18 protein-coding genes are annotated in these 17019 nt (G+C 72.2%); 14 read left to right on the top strand and 4 right to left on the bottom strand.

Annotated features, from left to right (window positions below; all coding sequences use genetic code 11):
• Nucleotides 1-6 precede the first annotated feature (6 nt).
• Both IFT73_RS11065 and hemB read left to right on the top strand, forming a co-directional pair.
• Nucleotides 7-1638: a uroporphyrinogen-III synthase gene (locus IFT73_RS11065; RefSeq protein WP_371811252.1), complete on the top strand. Its 1632-nt coding sequence runs from the start codon at nucleotides 7-9 to the stop codon at nucleotides 1636-1638.
• A gap of 2 nt (nucleotides 1639-1640) precedes the next feature.
• Nucleotides 1641-2618, top strand: a complete 978-nt coding sequence (gene hemB, locus IFT73_RS11060) for a porphobilinogen synthase (protein WP_192167657.1) — start codon at nucleotides 1641-1643, stop codon at nucleotides 2616-2618.
• A gap of 76 nt (nucleotides 2619-2694) precedes the next feature.
• Here hemB and IFT73_RS11055 read toward each other — a convergent pair whose 3' ends face one another.
• Nucleotides 2695-3918, bottom strand: a complete 1224-nt coding sequence (locus tag IFT73_RS11055; protein ID WP_192167656.1) for a lytic transglycosylase domain-containing protein — start codon at nucleotides 3916-3918, stop codon at nucleotides 2695-2697.
• Between the two features lie 184 nt (nucleotides 3919-4102).
• On the opposite strand from IFT73_RS11055, the gene hemL reads away from it, so the two are divergent.
• The 8 genes from hemL to IFT73_RS11015 all read left to right on the top strand — a co-directional run bounded on the left by hemL (nucleotide 4103) and on the right by IFT73_RS11015 (nucleotide 12197).
• Nucleotides 4103-5419 (top strand): glutamate-1-semialdehyde 2,1-aminomutase, encoded by a 1317-nt coding sequence (gene hemL, locus IFT73_RS11050; protein ID WP_371811246.1) that lies wholly within the window; start codon nucleotides 4103-4105, stop codon nucleotides 5417-5419.
• Between the two features lie 70 nt (nucleotides 5420-5489).
• Nucleotides 5490-6140, top strand: coding sequence for a histidine phosphatase family protein (locus tag IFT73_RS11045; RefSeq protein WP_056605790.1), 651 nt, complete (start codon nucleotides 5490-5492; stop codon nucleotides 6138-6140).
• 1 nt (nucleotide 6141) lies between these two features.
• Complete coding sequence (locus tag IFT73_RS11040; protein ID WP_056605793.1) at nucleotides 6142-6735, top strand: TlpA disulfide reductase family protein; 594 nt, start codon at nucleotides 6142-6144, stop codon at nucleotides 6733-6735.
• The gene (locus tag IFT73_RS11035) at nucleotides 6732-7484 is read left to right on the top strand and encodes a cytochrome c biogenesis protein CcdA (RefSeq protein WP_192167654.1); all 753 of its coding nucleotides are present in this window, start codon (nucleotides 6732-6734) and stop codon (nucleotides 7482-7484) included. The genes IFT73_RS11040 and IFT73_RS11035 overlap by 4 nt, the downstream gene beginning before the upstream one ends.
• A gap of 10 nt (nucleotides 7485-7494) precedes the next feature.
• A complete protein-coding gene (locus tag IFT73_RS11030; protein ID WP_192167653.1) occupies nucleotides 7495-9060 on the top strand; it encodes a cytochrome c biogenesis protein ResB in 1566 nt (521 codons plus the stop codon).
• A complete protein-coding gene (ccsB, locus tag IFT73_RS11025) occupies nucleotides 9057-9998 on the top strand; it encodes a c-type cytochrome biogenesis protein CcsB (protein ID WP_192167652.1) in 942 nt (313 codons plus the stop codon). Before IFT73_RS11030 ends, ccsB begins: the two co-directional genes overlap by 4 nt.
• Before the next feature lie 241 nt (nucleotides 9999-10239).
• Nucleotides 10240-11142: an ABC transporter ATP-binding protein gene (locus tag IFT73_RS11020; RefSeq protein WP_192167651.1), complete on the top strand. Its 903-nt coding sequence runs from the start codon at nucleotides 10240-10242 to the stop codon at nucleotides 11140-11142.
• Nucleotides 11139-12197 (top strand): ABC transporter permease, encoded by a 1059-nt coding sequence (locus IFT73_RS11015; protein ID WP_192167650.1) that lies wholly within the window; start codon nucleotides 11139-11141, stop codon nucleotides 12195-12197. Before IFT73_RS11020 ends, IFT73_RS11015 begins: the two co-directional genes overlap by 4 nt.
• A 12-nt stretch (nucleotides 12198-12209) precedes the next feature.
• On the opposite strand, the gene IFT73_RS11010 is transcribed toward IFT73_RS11015, so the two are convergent.
• The gene (locus IFT73_RS11010; protein WP_192167649.1) at nucleotides 12210-12485 is read right to left on the bottom strand and encodes a PLD nuclease N-terminal domain-containing protein; all 276 of its coding nucleotides are present in this window, start codon (nucleotides 12483-12485) and stop codon (nucleotides 12210-12212) included.
• 69 nt (nucleotides 12486-12554) lie between these two features.
• Between IFT73_RS11010 and IFT73_RS11005 the strand changes: the two genes are divergently transcribed.
• Together IFT73_RS11005 and IFT73_RS11000 are read left to right on the top strand one after the other, a co-directional pair.
• A complete protein-coding gene (locus tag IFT73_RS11005; protein ID WP_192167648.1) occupies nucleotides 12555-12821 on the top strand; it encodes a DUF4229 domain-containing protein in 267 nt (88 codons plus the stop codon).
• Nucleotides 12802-13896, top strand: coding sequence for a pyridoxal-phosphate dependent enzyme (locus IFT73_RS11000; RefSeq protein ID WP_192167647.1), 1095 nt, complete (start codon nucleotides 12802-12804; stop codon nucleotides 13894-13896). Before IFT73_RS11005 ends, IFT73_RS11000 begins: the two co-directional genes overlap by 20 nt.
• Here the strand turns inward: IFT73_RS11000 and IFT73_RS10995 are convergent.
• A complete protein-coding gene (locus IFT73_RS10995; RefSeq protein ID WP_371811245.1) occupies nucleotides 13886-14383 on the bottom strand; it encodes a metallophosphoesterase family protein in 498 nt (165 codons plus the stop codon). The genes IFT73_RS11000 and IFT73_RS10995 overlap by 11 nt on opposite strands.
• A 1-nt stretch (nucleotide 14384) precedes the next feature.
• Nucleotides 14385-15272, bottom strand: a complete 888-nt coding sequence (locus IFT73_RS10990; RefSeq protein WP_056605818.1) for a 1,4-dihydroxy-2-naphthoate polyprenyltransferase — start codon at nucleotides 15270-15272, stop codon at nucleotides 14385-14387.
• A 76-nt stretch (nucleotides 15273-15348) separates the two neighbouring features.
• Here IFT73_RS10990 and IFT73_RS10985 point away from each other — a divergent pair, with 76 nt between their 5' ends.
• Together IFT73_RS10985 and IFT73_RS10980 are read left to right on the top strand one after the other, a co-directional pair.
• The gene (locus IFT73_RS10985) at nucleotides 15349-15933 is read left to right on the top strand and encodes a hypothetical protein (RefSeq protein WP_197984008.1); all 585 of its coding nucleotides are present in this window, start codon (nucleotides 15349-15351) and stop codon (nucleotides 15931-15933) included.
• A complete protein-coding gene (locus tag IFT73_RS10980; protein WP_371811244.1) occupies nucleotides 15930-16955 on the top strand; it encodes an AMP-binding protein in 1026 nt (341 codons plus the stop codon). The genes IFT73_RS10985 and IFT73_RS10980 overlap by 4 nt, the downstream gene beginning before the upstream one ends.
• Nucleotides 16956-17019 lie beyond the last annotated feature (64 nt).

Below are 17019 nucleotides of genomic sequence, written 5' to 3'. Positions count from 1 at the left end.
GTGACCATCACCACTGCGACTCGAGAAGCCGCGACACCCGACGCACCGTCCACGACGAGCGCACGCAAGGCCCCCCGCGGCCACGTGAGCTTCGTCGGCGCCGGACCGGGTGACGCGAGCCTCCTCACGGTGCGCGCGGCCGAGCTGCTCGCCCAGGCCGACGTCGTCATCACCGAGCTGCCCGAGCAGTCGGCGCTCGTGACCAACGGGGCCGAGATCGTCGACGGGGGCATCGGCGAGGACGGCGAGCCGCTGACGCACGCGGCCCGCGGACGCCTGGTCGTCAAGCACGCCAAGACCGGTGCCACGGTCGTGCGCCTCATCGCCGGCGACCCGTTCACCTACGCGACGGGACCCGAGGAGGCCGCGGCCTGCAGCAAGGCCGGCATCGGCTTCGAGATCGTCCCCGGCATCTCGTCGATCTCGGCGGTCCCGGCGTACGCCGGCGTGCCGCTGACCAACCGGACGCACCGCGAGTACTCGGTCGTCAGCGTCGGCGACTCGTCGGTCAACTGGGCCGACCACGCCACCGAGGACACCCTCGTGCTGCTGTCGGCCGTCGCCCGCATCGGCGAGGTCGCCAGCGGACTGGTCGACGCCGGTCGCAAGCCCGACACCCCGGTCGCGATGACCCGGGTCGGCACGACGACCGAGCAGACCACCGTCGTCTCGACGCTGGCCGAGATCGCCGCCGACGCCAAGGCCGCCGGCATGACCGCGCCGGCCATCACGGTCGTCGGCGAGGTCGTCACGATGCGCGAGGCGCTGTCGTGGTTCGAGACCAAGCCGCTGTACGGCTGGCGCATCCTGGTGCCCCGCACCAAGGAGCAGTCCGCCGGCCTGGCCTCGCGCCTGCGCGGCTTCGGCGCGATCTCCGAGGAGGTCCCGACGATCTCGGTCGAGCCGCCCCGCAACCCCCAGCAGATGGACAAGGCCGTGCGCGGTCTCGTCGAGGGGCGCTACGAGTGGATCGCGTTCACGAGCGTCAACGCCGTCAAGGCCGTCCGCGAGAAGTTCGAGGAGTACGGCCTCGACGCCCGCGCGTTCTCGGGCCTGAAGATCGCCGCGGTCGGGGACAAGACCGCCGAGGCCATCGCGACGTGGGGCATCCGCGCCGACCTGATCCCGTCCGGCGAGCAGTCGGCCCGCGGCCTGCTCGACGACTGGCCGCCGTTCGACGAGCTGCTCGACCCCATCAACCGGGTCTTCCTGCCGCGCGCCGACATCGCGACCGAGACGCTCGTCGCCGGCCTGATCGACCTGGGCTGGGAGGTCGACGACGTCACGGCCTACCGGACCGTCCGGGCCGCCCCGCCGCCGGCGCCGACGCGTGAGGCGATCAAGACCGGCAAGTTCGACGCGGTCATGTTCACCTCGTCGTCCACGGTGCGCAACCTCGTCGGCATCGCCGGTAAGCCGCACACGTCGACGATCATCGCGTGCATCGGTCCCGCGACGGCCAAGACCGCCGAGGAGCACGGCCTGCGGGTCGACGTCGTCGCCGAGTCGCCGTCCGTCGAGGTGCTCGCCGACGCGCTGGCCGAGTTCGGTGCCGCGCGTCGCCTCGGCTTCGTCGAGGCCGGCGAGCCGGTCACGAAGCCGTCGCAGAAGCGGCCCTCGACCCGCCGCAAGGCGTAGGGGTGTCCTTTCCCGCCGACCGTCCTCGTCGCCTGCGCTCGTCGCCGGCGATGAGGCGGCTGGTGGCCGAGACGCACGTCCAGCCGTCGCAGCTGGTCCTGCCGATGTTCGTGGCCGAGGGGCGCACCGAGGCGCGCCCGATCGCGAGCATGCCGGGCGTCGTCCAGCACACGCGTGACACCGCGCGGCGGGCCTACGCCGAGGCCGCGGCGCTCGGGCTCGGCGGCGTCATGCTGTTCGGCCTGCCCGAGCACAAGGACGCGCAGGGGTCGGGTGCGCTCGACCCCGACGGCATCCTCAACGTCGCGCTGGCCGATGCGCGCGCCGAGGTCGGCGACGACCTGCTCGTCATGGCCGACCTGTGCCTCGACGAGTTCACCGACCACGGTCACTGCGGCGTCCTCGACGCCCGCGGACGGGTCGACAACGACGCGACGGTCGAGATCTACGCGCAGATGGGTGTCGTGCAGGCCGAGGCCGGGGCGCACGTCGTCGGCCCCAGCGGCATGATGGACGGCCAGGTCGGCGCGATCCGTGCCGCGCTCGACGACGCGGGGCACGACGAGACCGTGATCCTGGCGTATGCCGCCAAGTACTCCTCGGCGTTCTACGGCCCGTTCCGCGAGGCCGTCGACTCGTCGCTGCAGGGCGATCGCAAGACGTACCAGCAGGATCCGGCCAACGGCCGCGAGGCGATCCGCGAGACCCTGCTCGACATCGAGGAGGGCGCCGACATCGTCATGGTCAAGCCCGCCCTGTCGTACCTCGACCTGATCGCCGACGTGCGCGCCGCGGTCGACGTGCCCGTCGCCGCCTACAACATCTCGGGCGAGCTGGCGATGGTCGAGGCGGCCGCCGCGAACGGCTGGATCGACCGCGAGCGCGCGATCGACGAGATCATCGTGTCGATCCGGCGGGCCGGTGCCGACATCGTCCTGACGTACTGGGCGACCGAGCTGGCGACCCGCCTGAGGCGCTGACGCGCACGCACGTCGCTGACGGACGACGAGGGCCCCGGTTCGGCTGAACCGGGGCCCTCGTCGTGGTCGGGGTGCGTCAGTGCGTCAGGTCGTACACGCAGGCGTCGTACTTGTCCTTCGGCAGGCCCAGCGGGTACTGCAGACCGCACCGGAGCGTCGCCTCGGTCATGGACAGCAGGTCGGTGACAGGCTCGACGACCGGCGCGAGCGGCGTGTCCTTGACGCCGTCCTGCACGCCTCCACCGAGGGTGCCGGGCGTCTTGGTCGGGGTGGGGGTCGGCGTGCTCGAACCGCCGCCGGAGCCGCCGCCGTCGCCACCGGTCGACGGCGTGCTGCCGCCGCCGCCCGACCCGGTGCCGCCGGTGGGGCCGGCCGAGGGGGTCTTCGAGCCCTTCGAGGTGCCGCCGCCCGACGACTTCTTGTCGGCCGACCGCTGGGTCTTGGCCGCCTTGGCGCGCTGCGTGGGCGTCAGGGTCTGGTCGTTGGCCGACGACGTCAGGATCGGCGAGGTCGAGATGCCGTCGGGGGACTTGGTGAAGTCGCCCTGCGCGTAGGCCGCGGCGATCTTCAGCACCAGGTCGACGTACGCGTCGGAGTTGTTGTAGCGCTTGACCGCCGCGGCGGCGTCGGCGGGATCGGAGAGGTCTCCCTCGCCGGCGCACAGGTAGATGCCGGCCGAGGTGGCGGCGTCGGTGATGCTCTGCGGGTTCTTGCTGCCGTCGTTGTCGGCGTCGACGCCGACGGACTTCCACGTGCCGGGGATGAACTGCATCGGACCGACCGCCAGGTCGAGCACCGCGTTCTTGTCGAGCGCGCCGCTGTCGGTGTCGCCGATGCGCGCGCGGCCGTCCTTGCCGTCGAGCGGCACGCCGTAGATGCCGGGCTGGGCGATGCCCTTCGTGTCGAGCGAGTTGCCGTTGGTGCGCCCGTGGTTGGACTCGACACGGCCGATCGCGGCGACGAGCGTCCACGACAGGTTGCAGGCCTTGTCGGCCTTGCCGAGCAGCGTCTCGGCGCGGCGGTAGGCCGCGAGTGCCGACGAGGGGATGCCGTTGGTCGACAGCGTCGCGACGGTGCCCGCGGCACCGGCCTTCTGGTCGACACCGCCCGGCGCCTGCTGCACGCTGGCGGGCTGCTCGAACGCCGTGGCGGGGACGTCGGGGATGTCGGCCGCCGAGACGTCGTCGGACGCCGTGGCCAGGCCCGAGTTGCCGAGCGCGGCCCCCCACGCGCCGACCAGCACGGCCATCGGCACCAGGGCGCCGGCCTTCTGCCAGCGCGTCAGCTTACGAGCCCCCATGTCACACCCTCCCAGATCGACACCGCGTTCGTGCCAGACAGTAAACCGATGTTACCGGAGGCCGGGACGGCCTGCCAGTCCGGTCGTGGCGCAGAACACATCGTCAACGACGCGCACCCCGCGAAGGTTACGCCGGTCCGACGCCGCCGTCACGGCCATTTCGCCTGCGCGAGACAATGGTGGGGTGACTCCTTCTCCTGCCTCGCAGCACCTGTTCGAGCGCGCCCGAGCCGTCTCGCCGGGCGGCGTCAACTCGCCCGTCCGGGCCTTCCGCGCCGTCGGCGGCACCCCGATCTTCATGGCGTCCGGCGAGGGCGCCTGGCTCACCGACGTCGACGGTCGGCGGTACGTCGACCTGGTCGGCTCGTGGGGGCCCATGCTGCTGGGCCACGCGCACCCCGAGGTCATCGCCGCGGTCGGTGCGGCCGCCACGCGCGGGACGTCGTTCGGCACGCCGAGCGAGCCCGAGGTGCTGCTCGCCGAGGAGATCGTGGCGCGGACGTCGGCCGAGATGGTGCGCATGGTCTCGTCGGGCACCGAGGCGACGATGTCGGCGATCCGCCTGGCCCGCGGGTTCACGGGTCGCGACAAGATCGTCAAGTTCGCGGGCTGCTACCACGGTCACGTCGACGCCCTGCTGGCCGAGGCCGGCTCGGGCGTCGTGACGCTCGGCCTGCCCGAGACGCCCGGCGTGCCCGCGCACGTCACGGCCGACACGATCGTCCTGCCCTACAACGACCGCTCCGCGGTCGAGGCGGCGTTCGCCGAGCACGGCGACGCCATCGCGTGCCTCATCACCGAGGCGGCCGCGGGCAACATGGGCGTCGTCCCGCCCGAGCCCGGCTTCAACGAGTTCCTGTCGCAGATCACCGCCCGCCACGGGGCGCTGTTCATCAGCGACGAGGTCATGACGGGCTTCCGCGTGACCCGGTCGGGCCACTGGGGCCTCGACGGGCAGCGCGAGGGCTGGGCGCCCGACCTCGTGACGTACGGCAAGGTCATGGGCGGCGGCTTCCCGGCCGCCGCGTTCGGCGGTCGCCGCGACGTCATGGAGCAGCTCGCGCCGTCGGGCCCCGTCTACCAGGCGGGCACGCTGTCGGGCAATCCCATCGCCACGACCGCGGGCCTGACGACGCTGCGCCTGGCCGACGCCGACGCGTACGCGCGGCTCGACGACGCCTCGCGCCAGCTGCAGGCCCTCGTCACCGACGCGCTGACGTCCGCGGGCGTCGCCCACACCCTGCAGAACGCCGGCAACATGTTCAGCGTCTTCTGGGGCGTCGACGCCCCCGTGACCGACTTCGCGGGCGCGCAGGCGCAGGAGGCCTGGCGGTACAAGCCGTTCTTCCACGCGATGCTCGACGCCGGCGTGTACCTGCCGCCGAGCGCCTTCGAGTGCTGGTTCGTCTCGGCGGCCCACGGCGAGGAGGCACTCACTAGGATCGCGGAGGCGCTGCCCGCCGCCGCGCAGGCCGCCGCCCGCGCCACCGCCGCGACCTGAGCCGGTCCGGCCCCCCGTCGAGAAGCACCACCGTCCGAGAAGCTCGTCCCGTCCAGCAGAAGAGGACCCCATGTCCGAACGTACGATCGTGCACCTGATGCGCCACGGCGAGGTGCACAACCCCGAGGGCGTCCTCTACGGACGACTGCCTGAGTTCGTCCTGTCCGACCTCGGCCACCAGATGGCGGCCCGGGCGGCGGAGTTCCTGTCGAAGAACGAGATCGTGCACATGGTCGCGTCGCCGCTCGAGCGCGCGCAGCAGACCGCCGCCCCGCTCTCGCAGCTGCTCGAGGTGCCGATCGTGACGGACGAGCGGGTCATCGAGGCCGACAACCTCTTCGAGGGCAAGACCGTCGGCGTCGGCAACGGCGCGTTCAGCAACCCCTCCAACTGGTGGATGCTGCGCAACCCGTTCCGGCCCTCGTGGGGCGAGCCCTACACGGAGATCGCGGCGCGCATGCAGTCGGCCGTCCAGGACGCGCGCGAGGCCGCCCGTGGCCACGAGGCCGTCATCGTCTCGCACCAGCTGCCGGTGTGGATCGCGCGCCGCGCCTTCGAGCGCAAGACGTTCGTCCACGACCCGCGCAAGCGCCAGTGCACGCTCGCGAGCCTGACGAGCCTGTACTTCGACGGCGACGAGTTCATCGGCGTCACCTACAGCGAGCCCGCCCGCGACCTGCTGCCCGAGCCGCTGCGCGGCAAGGTCGTCGGCGGAGCCTGACGTGGCGACGCGCCGGGGAGCCCGCGCCCTCGCGGCCGTCGCGACCGTCCTGGTCGTGACGACGCTGTCGGCGTGCAGCGGGGCCGGCAACCGCGGCACCACGACGGGCTTCGTGTCCGGCGACGGCTCCGAGGCGATCACGACGGTCGACGCCGCCGACCGCGAGAAGGCGCCGGTGCTCGAGGGCGAGGGGCTCGACGGGCGTCCGCTCTCGACCGCCGACTTCGCCGGCAAGACGATCGTCGTCAACCTGTGGGGCCCGTGGTGCCCGCCGTGCCGCGCCGAGGCCCCGGCGCTCGACGAGGTGGCCCAGGAGTACGCGAGCAAGGACGTCCAGTTCGTCGGCATCCTGACCCGCACCAAGGACCCGACCAGCGCGATCGCGTTCAACCGCAACAAGGGCATCACGTACCCGAGCTTCGCCGACCAGGGCGGCAAGCTCGAGCTGGGCTTCAACGACAGCCTCCCGACGCTCGCGATCCCCACCACGTGGATCATCGACTCCGAGGGACGGGTCGCGGCCCGCGTCATCGACAAGATCTCGGCGTCGACGCTGGCCAACCTGATCGACGACGTCCAGAAGAGCACCGCGTGACCGACTGGTTCAGGGAGACGGCGCTGTCGGGCAACCTGCTCCTCGCCGTCCCCGTGGCAGCGGTCGCCGGACTGCTGTCGTTCTTCTCGCCGTGCGTGCTCCCGCTGCTGCCCGGCTACCTGTCGTACATCTCGGGCGTCGCGGCCCAGGACCTCGAGACGGCCCGCCGCGGCCGCCTCCTGGCCGGCGCGGTGCTGTTCGTCGCGGGCTTCAGCGCCGTGTTCGTGCTGGGCGGCGCGCTGTTCGGCTCGATCGGGCTCAAGCTGGCCGAGCACCAGGACACGCTGACGCTCGTCACGGGCGTCCTCGTGATCCTGATGGGCCTGGCCTTCATCGGCCTGGTGCCGCTGATGCAGCGCGACGTCCGGGTGCACGCGGTCCCCGCGGTCGGCCTCGCGATGGCACCGGTGCTCGGGGTCTTCTTCGGCCTGGGGTGGACGCCGTGCATCGGCCCGACGCTCAGCGCCGTCCTGGCGCTCTCGATGGCGACCGACGACGCGTCGGCGTCGCGCGGCGCCTTCCTGACGTTGTTCTACTGCCTCGGTCTCGGCATCCCCTTCGTGCTGGCCGCGCTGGGGTTCGGCCGGTTCATGCACGCCGTCTCGTGGTTCCGCCGCCACCAGCGCGCCGTGTCGGTCGTCGGGGGAGTCCTGTTGATCGCGGTCGGCATCATGCTCGTGACGGGTCTGTGGACCGACCTCGTCAGCGACATGCAGACCTGGGTGAACGGATTCGAGGCACCGATATGAGTGAGGCCGCATGAGCGACAACGCTGTCCCGGCGCTGGGTCGCCGGGAGTTCACCCGGTGGTTCTGGCGCCAGCTGACGTCGATGCGCACGGCGCTGATGCTGCTGCTGCTCCTGGCGATCGCGGCGGTCCCCGGATCGCTGTACCCGCAGCGCGGCGTCGACGCCCGCGCCGTCGAGAACTACTTCCTCGACCACCCGCAGCTCGCGCCGTTCCTCGACAAGCTCGGCATGTTCGCGGTGTACAGCTCGCCGTGGTTCAGCGCCGTGTACCTGCTGCTGATGGTGTCGCTGGTGGGCTGCATCCTGCCGCGCTCGTTCGTGTACCTCAAGGCCGTCCGCGCGCGCCCGCCCAGGGCGCCGCGCAACTTCGCCCGCCTGCCGGCGTCGGCGACGTTCGAGACCGACCGCACGCCCGACGAGGTCGTCGCGGCGGCCCGTGAGGCGCTCGGACGCTCGCGGGTCGACGTCGTCGACCGCGACGGCGACGTGCGCGAGGTCAGCGCCGAGAAGGGCTTCCTGCGCGAGGCCGGCAACCTGGTCTTCCACGTCAGCATCGTCGTGGTGCTGATCGGCGTCGCGGTCGGGACGCTCTACGGCTACCGCGGCTCGGTCATCGTGACCGACGACGGCGGGCAGTTCGCGAACTCGCTGCCGCAGTACGACGAGTTCAGCTCCGGCACGCTGTTCAGCACCGACGACCTGCCGCCGTTCGCCCTGACCCTCGACCAGGTCACGGCCCGGTTCCAGCCGTTCGGCAGCCCGCAGGCCGGGGCGCCGCGCGAGTTCCGGGCCGCGGGCACCTACACGGCCCGCCCGGGCGACGCCGACCGGCGCTTCGACATCACGGTCAACCACCCGCTGTCGGTGGGCAGCACGTCGATCTACCTGCTGGGCCAGGGCTACGCGCCGGTCTTCAAGATCACCGACGCCCAGGGCGACGTCGTGTTCGACGACGCCGTCCCGTTCCTGCCGGCCGATCCGACCTACACGTCCAACGGCATCATCAAGGTGCCCGACGCCAAGCCCGAGCAGCTCGGCTTCCAGGGCTTCTTCCTGCCGACGGCCGTCACGCAGGACGGACAGGAGCTCTCGACGTCCGCGCACCCCGCCGCGGCCAACCCGCTCGTGGGCCTGAACGTGTGGCACGGCGACCTCGGCCTGGACGACGGACGGTCGCAGTCGGTGTTCATCCTCGACAAGTCCAAGATGACGCAGTACAAGAACGGCGACGCCAACGTCCGCATCAGCCTGCAGCCCGGCATGACCGCCGACCTGCCGGACGGCGGCACGATCGAGTTCACCGAGCTGCGGCAGTTCGCGCGGTTCCAGATCAGTTCGTCGCCGCTGGTCAAGGTGCCGCTGTTCGGCATCGTGGCCGGGCTGCTCGGCCTCATGGTGTCGCTGACCGTCAAGCCCCGTCGCACGTGGATTCGCACGCGTCGGGAGGGCTCACGTACCGTGGTGGATGTCGCCGTGCTCGACCGCGTCCCCCGGGACGACCTGCCGGCCGACCTGGATGACTTCCTCGAGCGGTTCAAGGACGCGCTCGGGGAGAAGACCGAGGAGAAGGCATGACCCTGGAGACCCTGGCGCAGATCTCGAACTACGCGGTCGCCTCCGCGACGGGCATCCTGGCGCTGGCCTTCGTCGCCTACGTCGCGCAGTGGGGCTTCGCCCGCAACCTCGCGCCCGAGCGTGAGCGCGAGCTCGTCACGGCGGGTGGGGCCGAGGCGCCGTCCGGCAGCAGCGACCCCGTCGAGCGCAGCGACATGGCCGGTGGCATCGGGCTGTCGCTGACGACGCTGTCGGCGCTCGTCCTGGCCGTCGGCGTCGTGACGCGCGGGTTCGCCGCCCAGCGCGTCCCGTGGGGCAACATGTACGAGTTCGGCTGCGCCGCGACGCTCGCCGCCGTGGTCGCCTACCTCGTGCTCGTGCGCGTCTGGGAGATCGACTGGGTCGGCCCGATCATCACGGGCTTCGGCACCGTCGTGCTGGGTGCGTCCGCGATGGTCTACGTGCCGGCCGGTCCGCTCGTGCCCGCGCTGCACTCGTACTGGCTCGTGATCCACGTGCTCGGGGCGATCATCTCGGGCTCGGCGTTCCTCGTGGGTGCCGCCGCCTCGGTGCTGTACCTCGTCAAGTCGCGGGCCGAGCGCACGACCCCCGAGGACCAGCGCACGGGCTTCCTGTGGCGCATCCCGGCGTCGGCCAAGATCGACCAGGTCGCGTACCGCGTGCACGCGTTCGCGTTCCCGATCTGGACGTTCGCCGCCCTGATCGCCGGGCCGATCTGGGCGCAGTACGCGTGGGGCCGCTACTGGGGCTGGGACCCCAAGGAGGTCTGGGCGTTCATCACCTGGGTCGTCTACGCCGGCTACCTGCACGCCCGCGCGACCGCCGGGTGGAAGGGCAAGGCCGCCGCGATCCTGGCCCTCATCGGCTTCGCGACGTTCGTGTTCAACTTCGTCGGCGTCAACCTCTTCGTCGGGGGCATGCACTCCTACGCCAAGTAGGGCGCGCACCGCCGCAGTTTCCCAGGTGAACCTGGGTTTCGGCGGAGAGCCATCGCCGGAACCGGGGTGACCCCGCGAGCCGGCACGTCACCCCGGTTGCTCCCGGGGCGCGGTGTCGGTTTCCCAGGTGGACCCCGACAGCTTCCGAGGTTCACCTGGAAAACCTCGCTCGGGTCTGAAGAATGCCAGGTGAACCTGGGAAACTGCGAGCACCGGGGGAACCCGGCTAGGGTCTGGGCTCATGGGAGTCGAGATCAGGGTCGAGGGGCTCGTCATGACGTACGGCGACGTGCGGGCGGTCGACGACGTCACCTTCACGGTCGCGCCCGGTGAGTTCTTCGGGCTGCTGGGCCCCAACGGCGCGGGCAAGACCACGACGCTCGAGATGATCGAGGGGCTGCGCAGGCCGCAGTCCGGCACCGTGCGCATCGGCGAGCACGAGCCGTGGCGCCGTGAGCCCGAGCTGCAGCGCCGCATGGGCGTCCAGCTGCAGTCGTCGTCGTTCTTCGAGCGGCTGACGGCCCGCGAGCAGCTCGACACCTTCGGCGCCCTCTACGGCGTCGCCCCGGGGCGCACCGCCGAGATGCTCGAGCAGGTCGGCCTGGTCGACAAGGCCGACGTCCGCACCGAGGACCTCTCGGGCGGCCAGAAGCAGCGCCTGTCGATCGCGTGCGCGCTGATCCACGACCCCGAGGTCGTCTTCCTCGACGAGCCGACTGCGGCCCTCGACCCGCAGGCCCGCCGCAACCTGTGGGACGTCCTGCGCTCGATCAACGACTCGGGCCGCACCGTCGTGCTGACGACGCACCACATGGACGAGGCCGAGGTGCTGTGCGACCGCGTCGCGATCATGGACGCCGGTCGCATCCTCGAGCTCGACACCCCCGCGGCGCTGGTGCGCGGCCTCGACGCCCCCGTGCGCATCAGCCTCGCCCCCGGCACGCTGCCGGTCTCCGACGCCCGCGCGCTGGCCGGCGACGACCCCGTCACCGACGACGACTCCGGCACGACGATCACGACCCGCGACCCGTCGCGCGTCCTGACGGCCCTCGCGCAGCGCGACGCGCTCGACGGTCTCAGCGTGAAGGGCGCGTCCCTCGAGGACGTCTTCCTCGAGCTCACGGGTCGCGAGTACCGCGCATGAGGGCCTTCCGCAGCCTGGCCCGGGCGATGCTCAAGGGCTTCTTCCGCGACAAGATGGCGTTCTTCTTCGCCGTGATCTTCCCGCTGATGTTCCTCGTGCTGTTCGGCGGCATCTTCACCGACCAGGGCGCGTCGAGGTCCGACGTCATCCAGATCGGCGCGGTGTCGGTGCTCGACGACGCGCCGAAGGCCGCCCGTGCGGCCCTCGACGAGAGCCTCGACGTCACGCGGTCGTCCGACGAGCAGGACGCCCTCGAGCAGGTGCGCAAGGGCGACGCCGACGCCGTCATCCGCCAGGACGGCGACCGCCTGGTCGTGCGGTACTCGCAGGCCGACCAGGTGCAGGCCGCGACGGTGCGGGGGACGTTCGAGGCGATCGTGCAGTCCGCCAACCTCGCCGAGACGGGGCAGGCGCCGCGCTTCAGCCTCACGGCCGACCAGGTCGAGGACGACTCGCTGAAGTCCATCCAGTACTACACGCCCGGGCTGATGGGCTGGGCGATCGCGTCGGGCGCGACGTTCGGCGCCGCGACCAACCTCGTCGTCTGGCGCCGCAACGGGCTGCTGCGCCGTCTGCGCCTGGCCCCCATCCCGACCCGCTCGGTCGTGCTGGCCCGCGTCGCGGTGTCGATCGCGATCGCGATCGTGCAGGCGGCGATCTTCGTCGGCGTCGGCGTCGCGCTGTTCGGGCTCCGCCTGACGGGCTCGTGGCCCATGATCGTCCCGCTGCTGGTGTGCGGGACGCTGGCCTTCATGGCGATCGGCCTGCTCGCGGGGGCCGTGGCGCGCAGCGAGGAGGCCGCGGTCGGCATCGCCAACTTCGTCGTGCTGCCGATGGCGTTCCTGTCGGGATCGTTCTTCCCGCTCGACGGCGCACCCGGCTACGTCACGGCGATCAGCAAGGTCCTGCCGCTCAAGCACCTGAACGACGGCATGCTCGACACCATGGTGCGCGGCGAGGGCCCGTCGTCGGCCGTCGTGCCGATGCTGATCCTGCTCGGGTTCGCGGTCGTCGTGACCGCGGTCGCGAGCCGGCTGTTCCGCTGGGACGACTGACGTCCCGCTCGCTCAGAGACCCCGGAGGTAGTCGGGGTCGTCGTCCGGGCCGCGGGGGCTCGGGGGAGGGGTCCAGCCGCCGCCCGCGCCGCGCTGCCGCGGGGGCGGGGCCTGGCGCCCGTGGCCCACGAAGATCCACAGCAGCGGGCCCACGAACGGCACGAGGACCAGCACGAACCACACGATCTTGGGCAGCACGCGCACCTGCCCCTTGGGCGTCGCGAGGAGGTCGAAGATCGCGTAGACGACCAGCACCACAGCAACGACCACCAACAGCGCCTTACCCATGACGCCACCGTATCCGGCAGGTCACAACCGGACGGCCGGCGATGGGGTCCGACCGATTAGGGTGGCGGCATGAAGGCATTCTGGACCTACACGCTGGCGCGGTTCGCGGTCTTCGCCGCGTGCTTCGTCGTCATCTGGCTGCTGGCGCAGATCTGGCTGGAGTCGACGGCCGTGACGAACATCTGGGTCCTGCTGATCTCGCTGGTCGTGTCGTCGGTCATCTCGGTGTTCCTGCTCGCCGGCCTGCGCGACAAGCTGGCCCTCAACGTCCACGAACGGGCCACCCGCATGACGGAGCGCATCGAGGAGTCTCGTCGTGCCGAAGACATCGACTGAGAGCCGCGACTGGATCGCCGAGGCGATCCGGCGCGTCGACGCCGACGCCAACCGCAGCGCCGACACGCACCTGCACGTCCTGCCGATCCCGGTGCCCGGCATCGACCTGTACCTCAAGGACGAGTCGGTCCACCCGACCGGCAGCCTCAAGCACCGCCTGGCGCGCTCGCTGTTCCTGTACGCGCTGTGCAACGGCTGGATCGGTCCGGGCTCGACCGTCATCGAGGCGTCCAGCGGCTCGACCGCCGTCAGCGAGGCGTTCTTCGCGCGGCTGATCGGGCTGCCGTTCGTCGCGGTCATGCCGTCGTCGACGAGCCGCGAGAAGATCGCGCTGATCGAGTTCTACGGGGGCCGGTGCCACCTGGTCGACGACCCCGGCACGGTCTACGACGTCGCCCGCGACCTCGCCGACGAGACCGGCGGGCACTACATGGACCAGTTCACCTACGCCGAGCGGGCGACCGACTGGCGGGGCAACAACAACATCGCCGAGTCGATCTTCGACCAGCTGTCGGCCGAGCCGCACCCGTGCCCCACGTGGATCGTGGTCAGCGCCGGCACCGGCGGCACCTCCGCCACGATCGGACGGTTCGTGCGCTACCGCCGCTTCGACACCCGCGTCGCGGTGGCCGACCCCGAGAACTCCGCGTTCTACGGCGGGTGGGAGACCGACAGCTCCGACGTGACGACCGACCGGCCCTCACGCATCGAGGGCATCGGGCGCATGCGGGTCGAGCCGTCGTTCGTCGGCGGCGTCATCGACGACATGGTCAAGGTGCCGGACGCCGCGTCGATCGCGACGATGCGGTGGGTCTCGGCGATCCTCGGACGTCTGGTGGGCGGCTCGACCGGCACCAACGTGTGGGCGTCGCTGCAGCTGATCGGCGACATGCGCGACGAGGGGCGCGAGGGCAGCGTCGTGACGCTGCTGTGCGACGGTGGCGAGCGCTACGAGCAGACGTACTACGACGACGCGTGGCTGGCCGCGAAGGGCATCGACATCGCGCCGTACGCGGCGGCCCTCGACGAGTTCGCGTCGACGGGCGTCCTGCCCGCGGTCTCCGTCACGGCGTGACGGGCACGATCTCGGCCGAGACGAGTCGGCCGTCGTCGATCACGAGCAGGCCCATCGTGCCGCGCGGCTGACGTCGCTTGTCGGTCGGCGAGCCGGGGTTGAACAGGCGCTGGCCGTCGTCCTGGGTGTCCCACGGGATGTGCGAGTGGCCGAACACGACGAGGTCGGCGTCGGGGAAGCGGCGGCGCATGCGCCGGGCGCGCCCGTCCTTGGAGCCGCTGTCGTGGATCATCGCGACCCGCAGCCCGTCCAGCTCGATCTCGAGCGTCTCGGGCGCGCCCCACGCGACGACGTCGGGACCGTCGTTGTTGCCCGCCACGACGTGCACGGGTGCCACGGCGGCGAGCTCGTCGAGCACCGAGGGCACGCAGACGTCGCCCGCGTGCAGGATGACGTCGACGCCCTCGAGGTGCTCGGCCACGGCCGGCGGGAGCGCCTTCCAGAACCTCGGCGCGTGCGTGTCGGAGACCACGGCGACCCGCAGCACGTCAGGCGCCGATCGCGAGGCCGATCGCGAGCCCCGCGGCGTAGACCAGCTCGGCCAGCCCGGTGTCGCGCAGGACGGGGATCAGCGCCATGCCCCTGGCGCCCGACGCGACGGTGGCGGCGCCGCGCCCCAGCAGCGGCAGGCACAGGAGCCCGAGCAGGGCCCACGGCGTCGAGAACGCGGCCCACACCAGCATCGCGAGCGCGACGAACCCGAGCAGGCCGTAGAGCCGGCGGGTGCCGGAGTCGCCCAGGACGACCGCGAGCGTCCGCTTGCCCGTGACGCTGTCGGTGGGGATGTCGCGCAGGTTGTTGGCCACGAGGATGCCGCAGGCGAGCGCGCCGACGCCGACGGCCGCCGCGACCGCGACGCCCGTCACCTCCTCGACCTGCACGTAGGCCGTGCCGAGCACCGCGACGAGCCCGAAGAACACGAACACGCTGACCTCGCCGAGCGCGCGGTACCCGTACGGCGACGGCCCGCCGGTGTACGTCCACGCGGCCCCCAGCGCGGCGACGCCCACGAGCAGGAGCCACCACGTCGTCGTCGCGGCCAGCACCAGGCCCATCGCGGCACCCAGCCCGAGGAAGCCCAGCGCGGCGATCTTGACCGAGCGGGCGGGGACGAGCCCGGAGCCGACGAGGCGCAGCGGGCCGACGCGGTCGTCGTCGGTGCCCTTGATGCCGTCGGAGTAGTCGTTCGCGTAGTTGACGCCGATCTGCAGCGCCAGCGAGACGCCGAGCGCCAGCAGGGCCTTCCACCACACGACCGAGTCGGCGTACGCCGCGGCGCCCGTGCCGGCCAGGACGGGCGCGACGGCGGCGGGCAGCGTCCGTGGGCGCGAGCCGGCGACCCACAGCTGGACGGGGGACGGCGACGAGGTGGTCATGGGCGGCAAGTCTGCCACCCGCCCACGTGTCAATTTCGTGTTGACGCCTCAGGTGCGTCAATCTAGGCTTGACGGCATGAGCATCGACGACGCCGAGTTCTCCGACCTGATCGCCCGCGCGGTCGCCCGGCTCGATCCGTCCCTCGAGCGACGGCTCGACACCGAGCCGTCGGCGCACCTCGACCTCGTGCTGCTGACGCGCCGTGCGCACGACGAGACCGGACGCCTGCTGCGCTCGGCCGTGACGTCGGCCCGCGCCGCCGGGTCGAGCTGGGAGGCGATCGGCTCGTCCCTCGGCATGAGCCGCCAGGCCGCCCAGCAGCGGTTCGGGCACAAGCCGTCGTCCGCCCCCGATCCCGGTGACGGGCACCTGCCGGAGGCGGGGGATCACCGGCAGCTCGTGGGCCTGACGGCGTTCAACGAGATGGACCAGCTCGACCTGTGGGGACGGCACGGCTGGCACTCGATCGGCTTCGGTCCGCTGTTCCACGACGTCGAGAAGTCCGACACGCAGTGGGAGCACAAGCGGGCCGTCGTGGGCAGCCGCAAGATGCGCGACCTCGAGGCCAAGGGGTGGGAGCGCATCGGCTCCACGTGGTTCCCGTGGGTGTACCTGAAGCGCCCGCTGCCGCTGCCGGCCGTGCCCGGCGAGCCCACGTGACGGCGTCGCTGCGGCCCGTCGCGGGCGCGCCGCGCGACGTCCACGCGCTGGTGCGCGCGTGGGTGCGCGACGGCGGCGACCCGGTCGTCGTCCGCACGTCCGGCAGCACGGGGGAGCCGAAGGACGTCATCCTGTCGCACGCGGCCGTCACGTCGTCGGCGCGCGCGAGCCTCGAGCGGCTCGGCGGCCCCGGCGGGTGGCTGCTCGCGATGCCCGTCACGGGCGTCGGCGGGCTGCAGGTGCTGGTGCGGTCGGCGCTGGCCGGGCTCGACCCCGTCCTGGTCGACGAGCACGACGGCCTGGCGGCGGCGATCGACGCGATCCCCGGCGACCGGCGCTACGCCTCGCTCGTGCCGACGCAGGTGCACCGGCTCGTCGAGGCGGGCCGGGTCGGCGCGCTGCGGTCGCTCGACGCGCTGCTGATCGGCGGTGCCGCGGCGCCTCCCGAGCTGCTCGACGCGCTCGACGGCGTGCGCGTCGTGAGGACGTACGGGATGAGCGAGACCAGCGGCGGCTGCGTGTACGACGGCGTGCCGCTCGACGGGGTGCGGCTGCGCGTCGACGACGCGGGGCAGGTGCACGTCGGCGGCACGGTGCTGTTCGACGGCTACGCCGACCCGGCCGCGACCGCCGCGGTGCTGCGCGACGGCTGGTTCGCGACCGCCGACCTCGGCACGATCGACGCCGCTGGCCGCCTGCGGGTGACGGGGCGCTCCGACGACGTCGTCATCAGCGGCGGCGTCAACATCGGCCTGCCGGCGGTGACCCGGGCGCTGCGCGGTCTCGACGGCGTCCGCGACGCGATCGCGCTCGGCGTTCCCGACGACGAGTGGGGCACCCGCGTCGTGGCGTTCGTCGTGCCCGACACGGGTGCCGGCGCCCCGCCGCTGCACGTCGTGCGCGACGGCGTCGAGGCGTCCGGCCTGCCCCGTACGTGGGCCCCGCGCGAGATCGTGCTGATCGACGGGCTGCCGCTGCTGCCGGGTGGCAAGGTCGACCGCGTCGCGCTCCGGCGGCGGTGACCTGGCGACCTCACGACGTCCGTGAGAGGTCGCCAGCCCACCGCCGGGGGGCGGGAACGGGTCG

This window comes from Aeromicrobium sp. CFBP 8757 (assembly GCF_014841755.1).
GTDB lineage: Bacteria > Actinomycetota > Actinomycetes > Propionibacteriales > Nocardioidaceae > Aeromicrobium.
The sequence above is the reverse complement of the archived record's forward strand: the minus strand, read 5'-3'. Positions and strand labels throughout refer to the sequence as shown.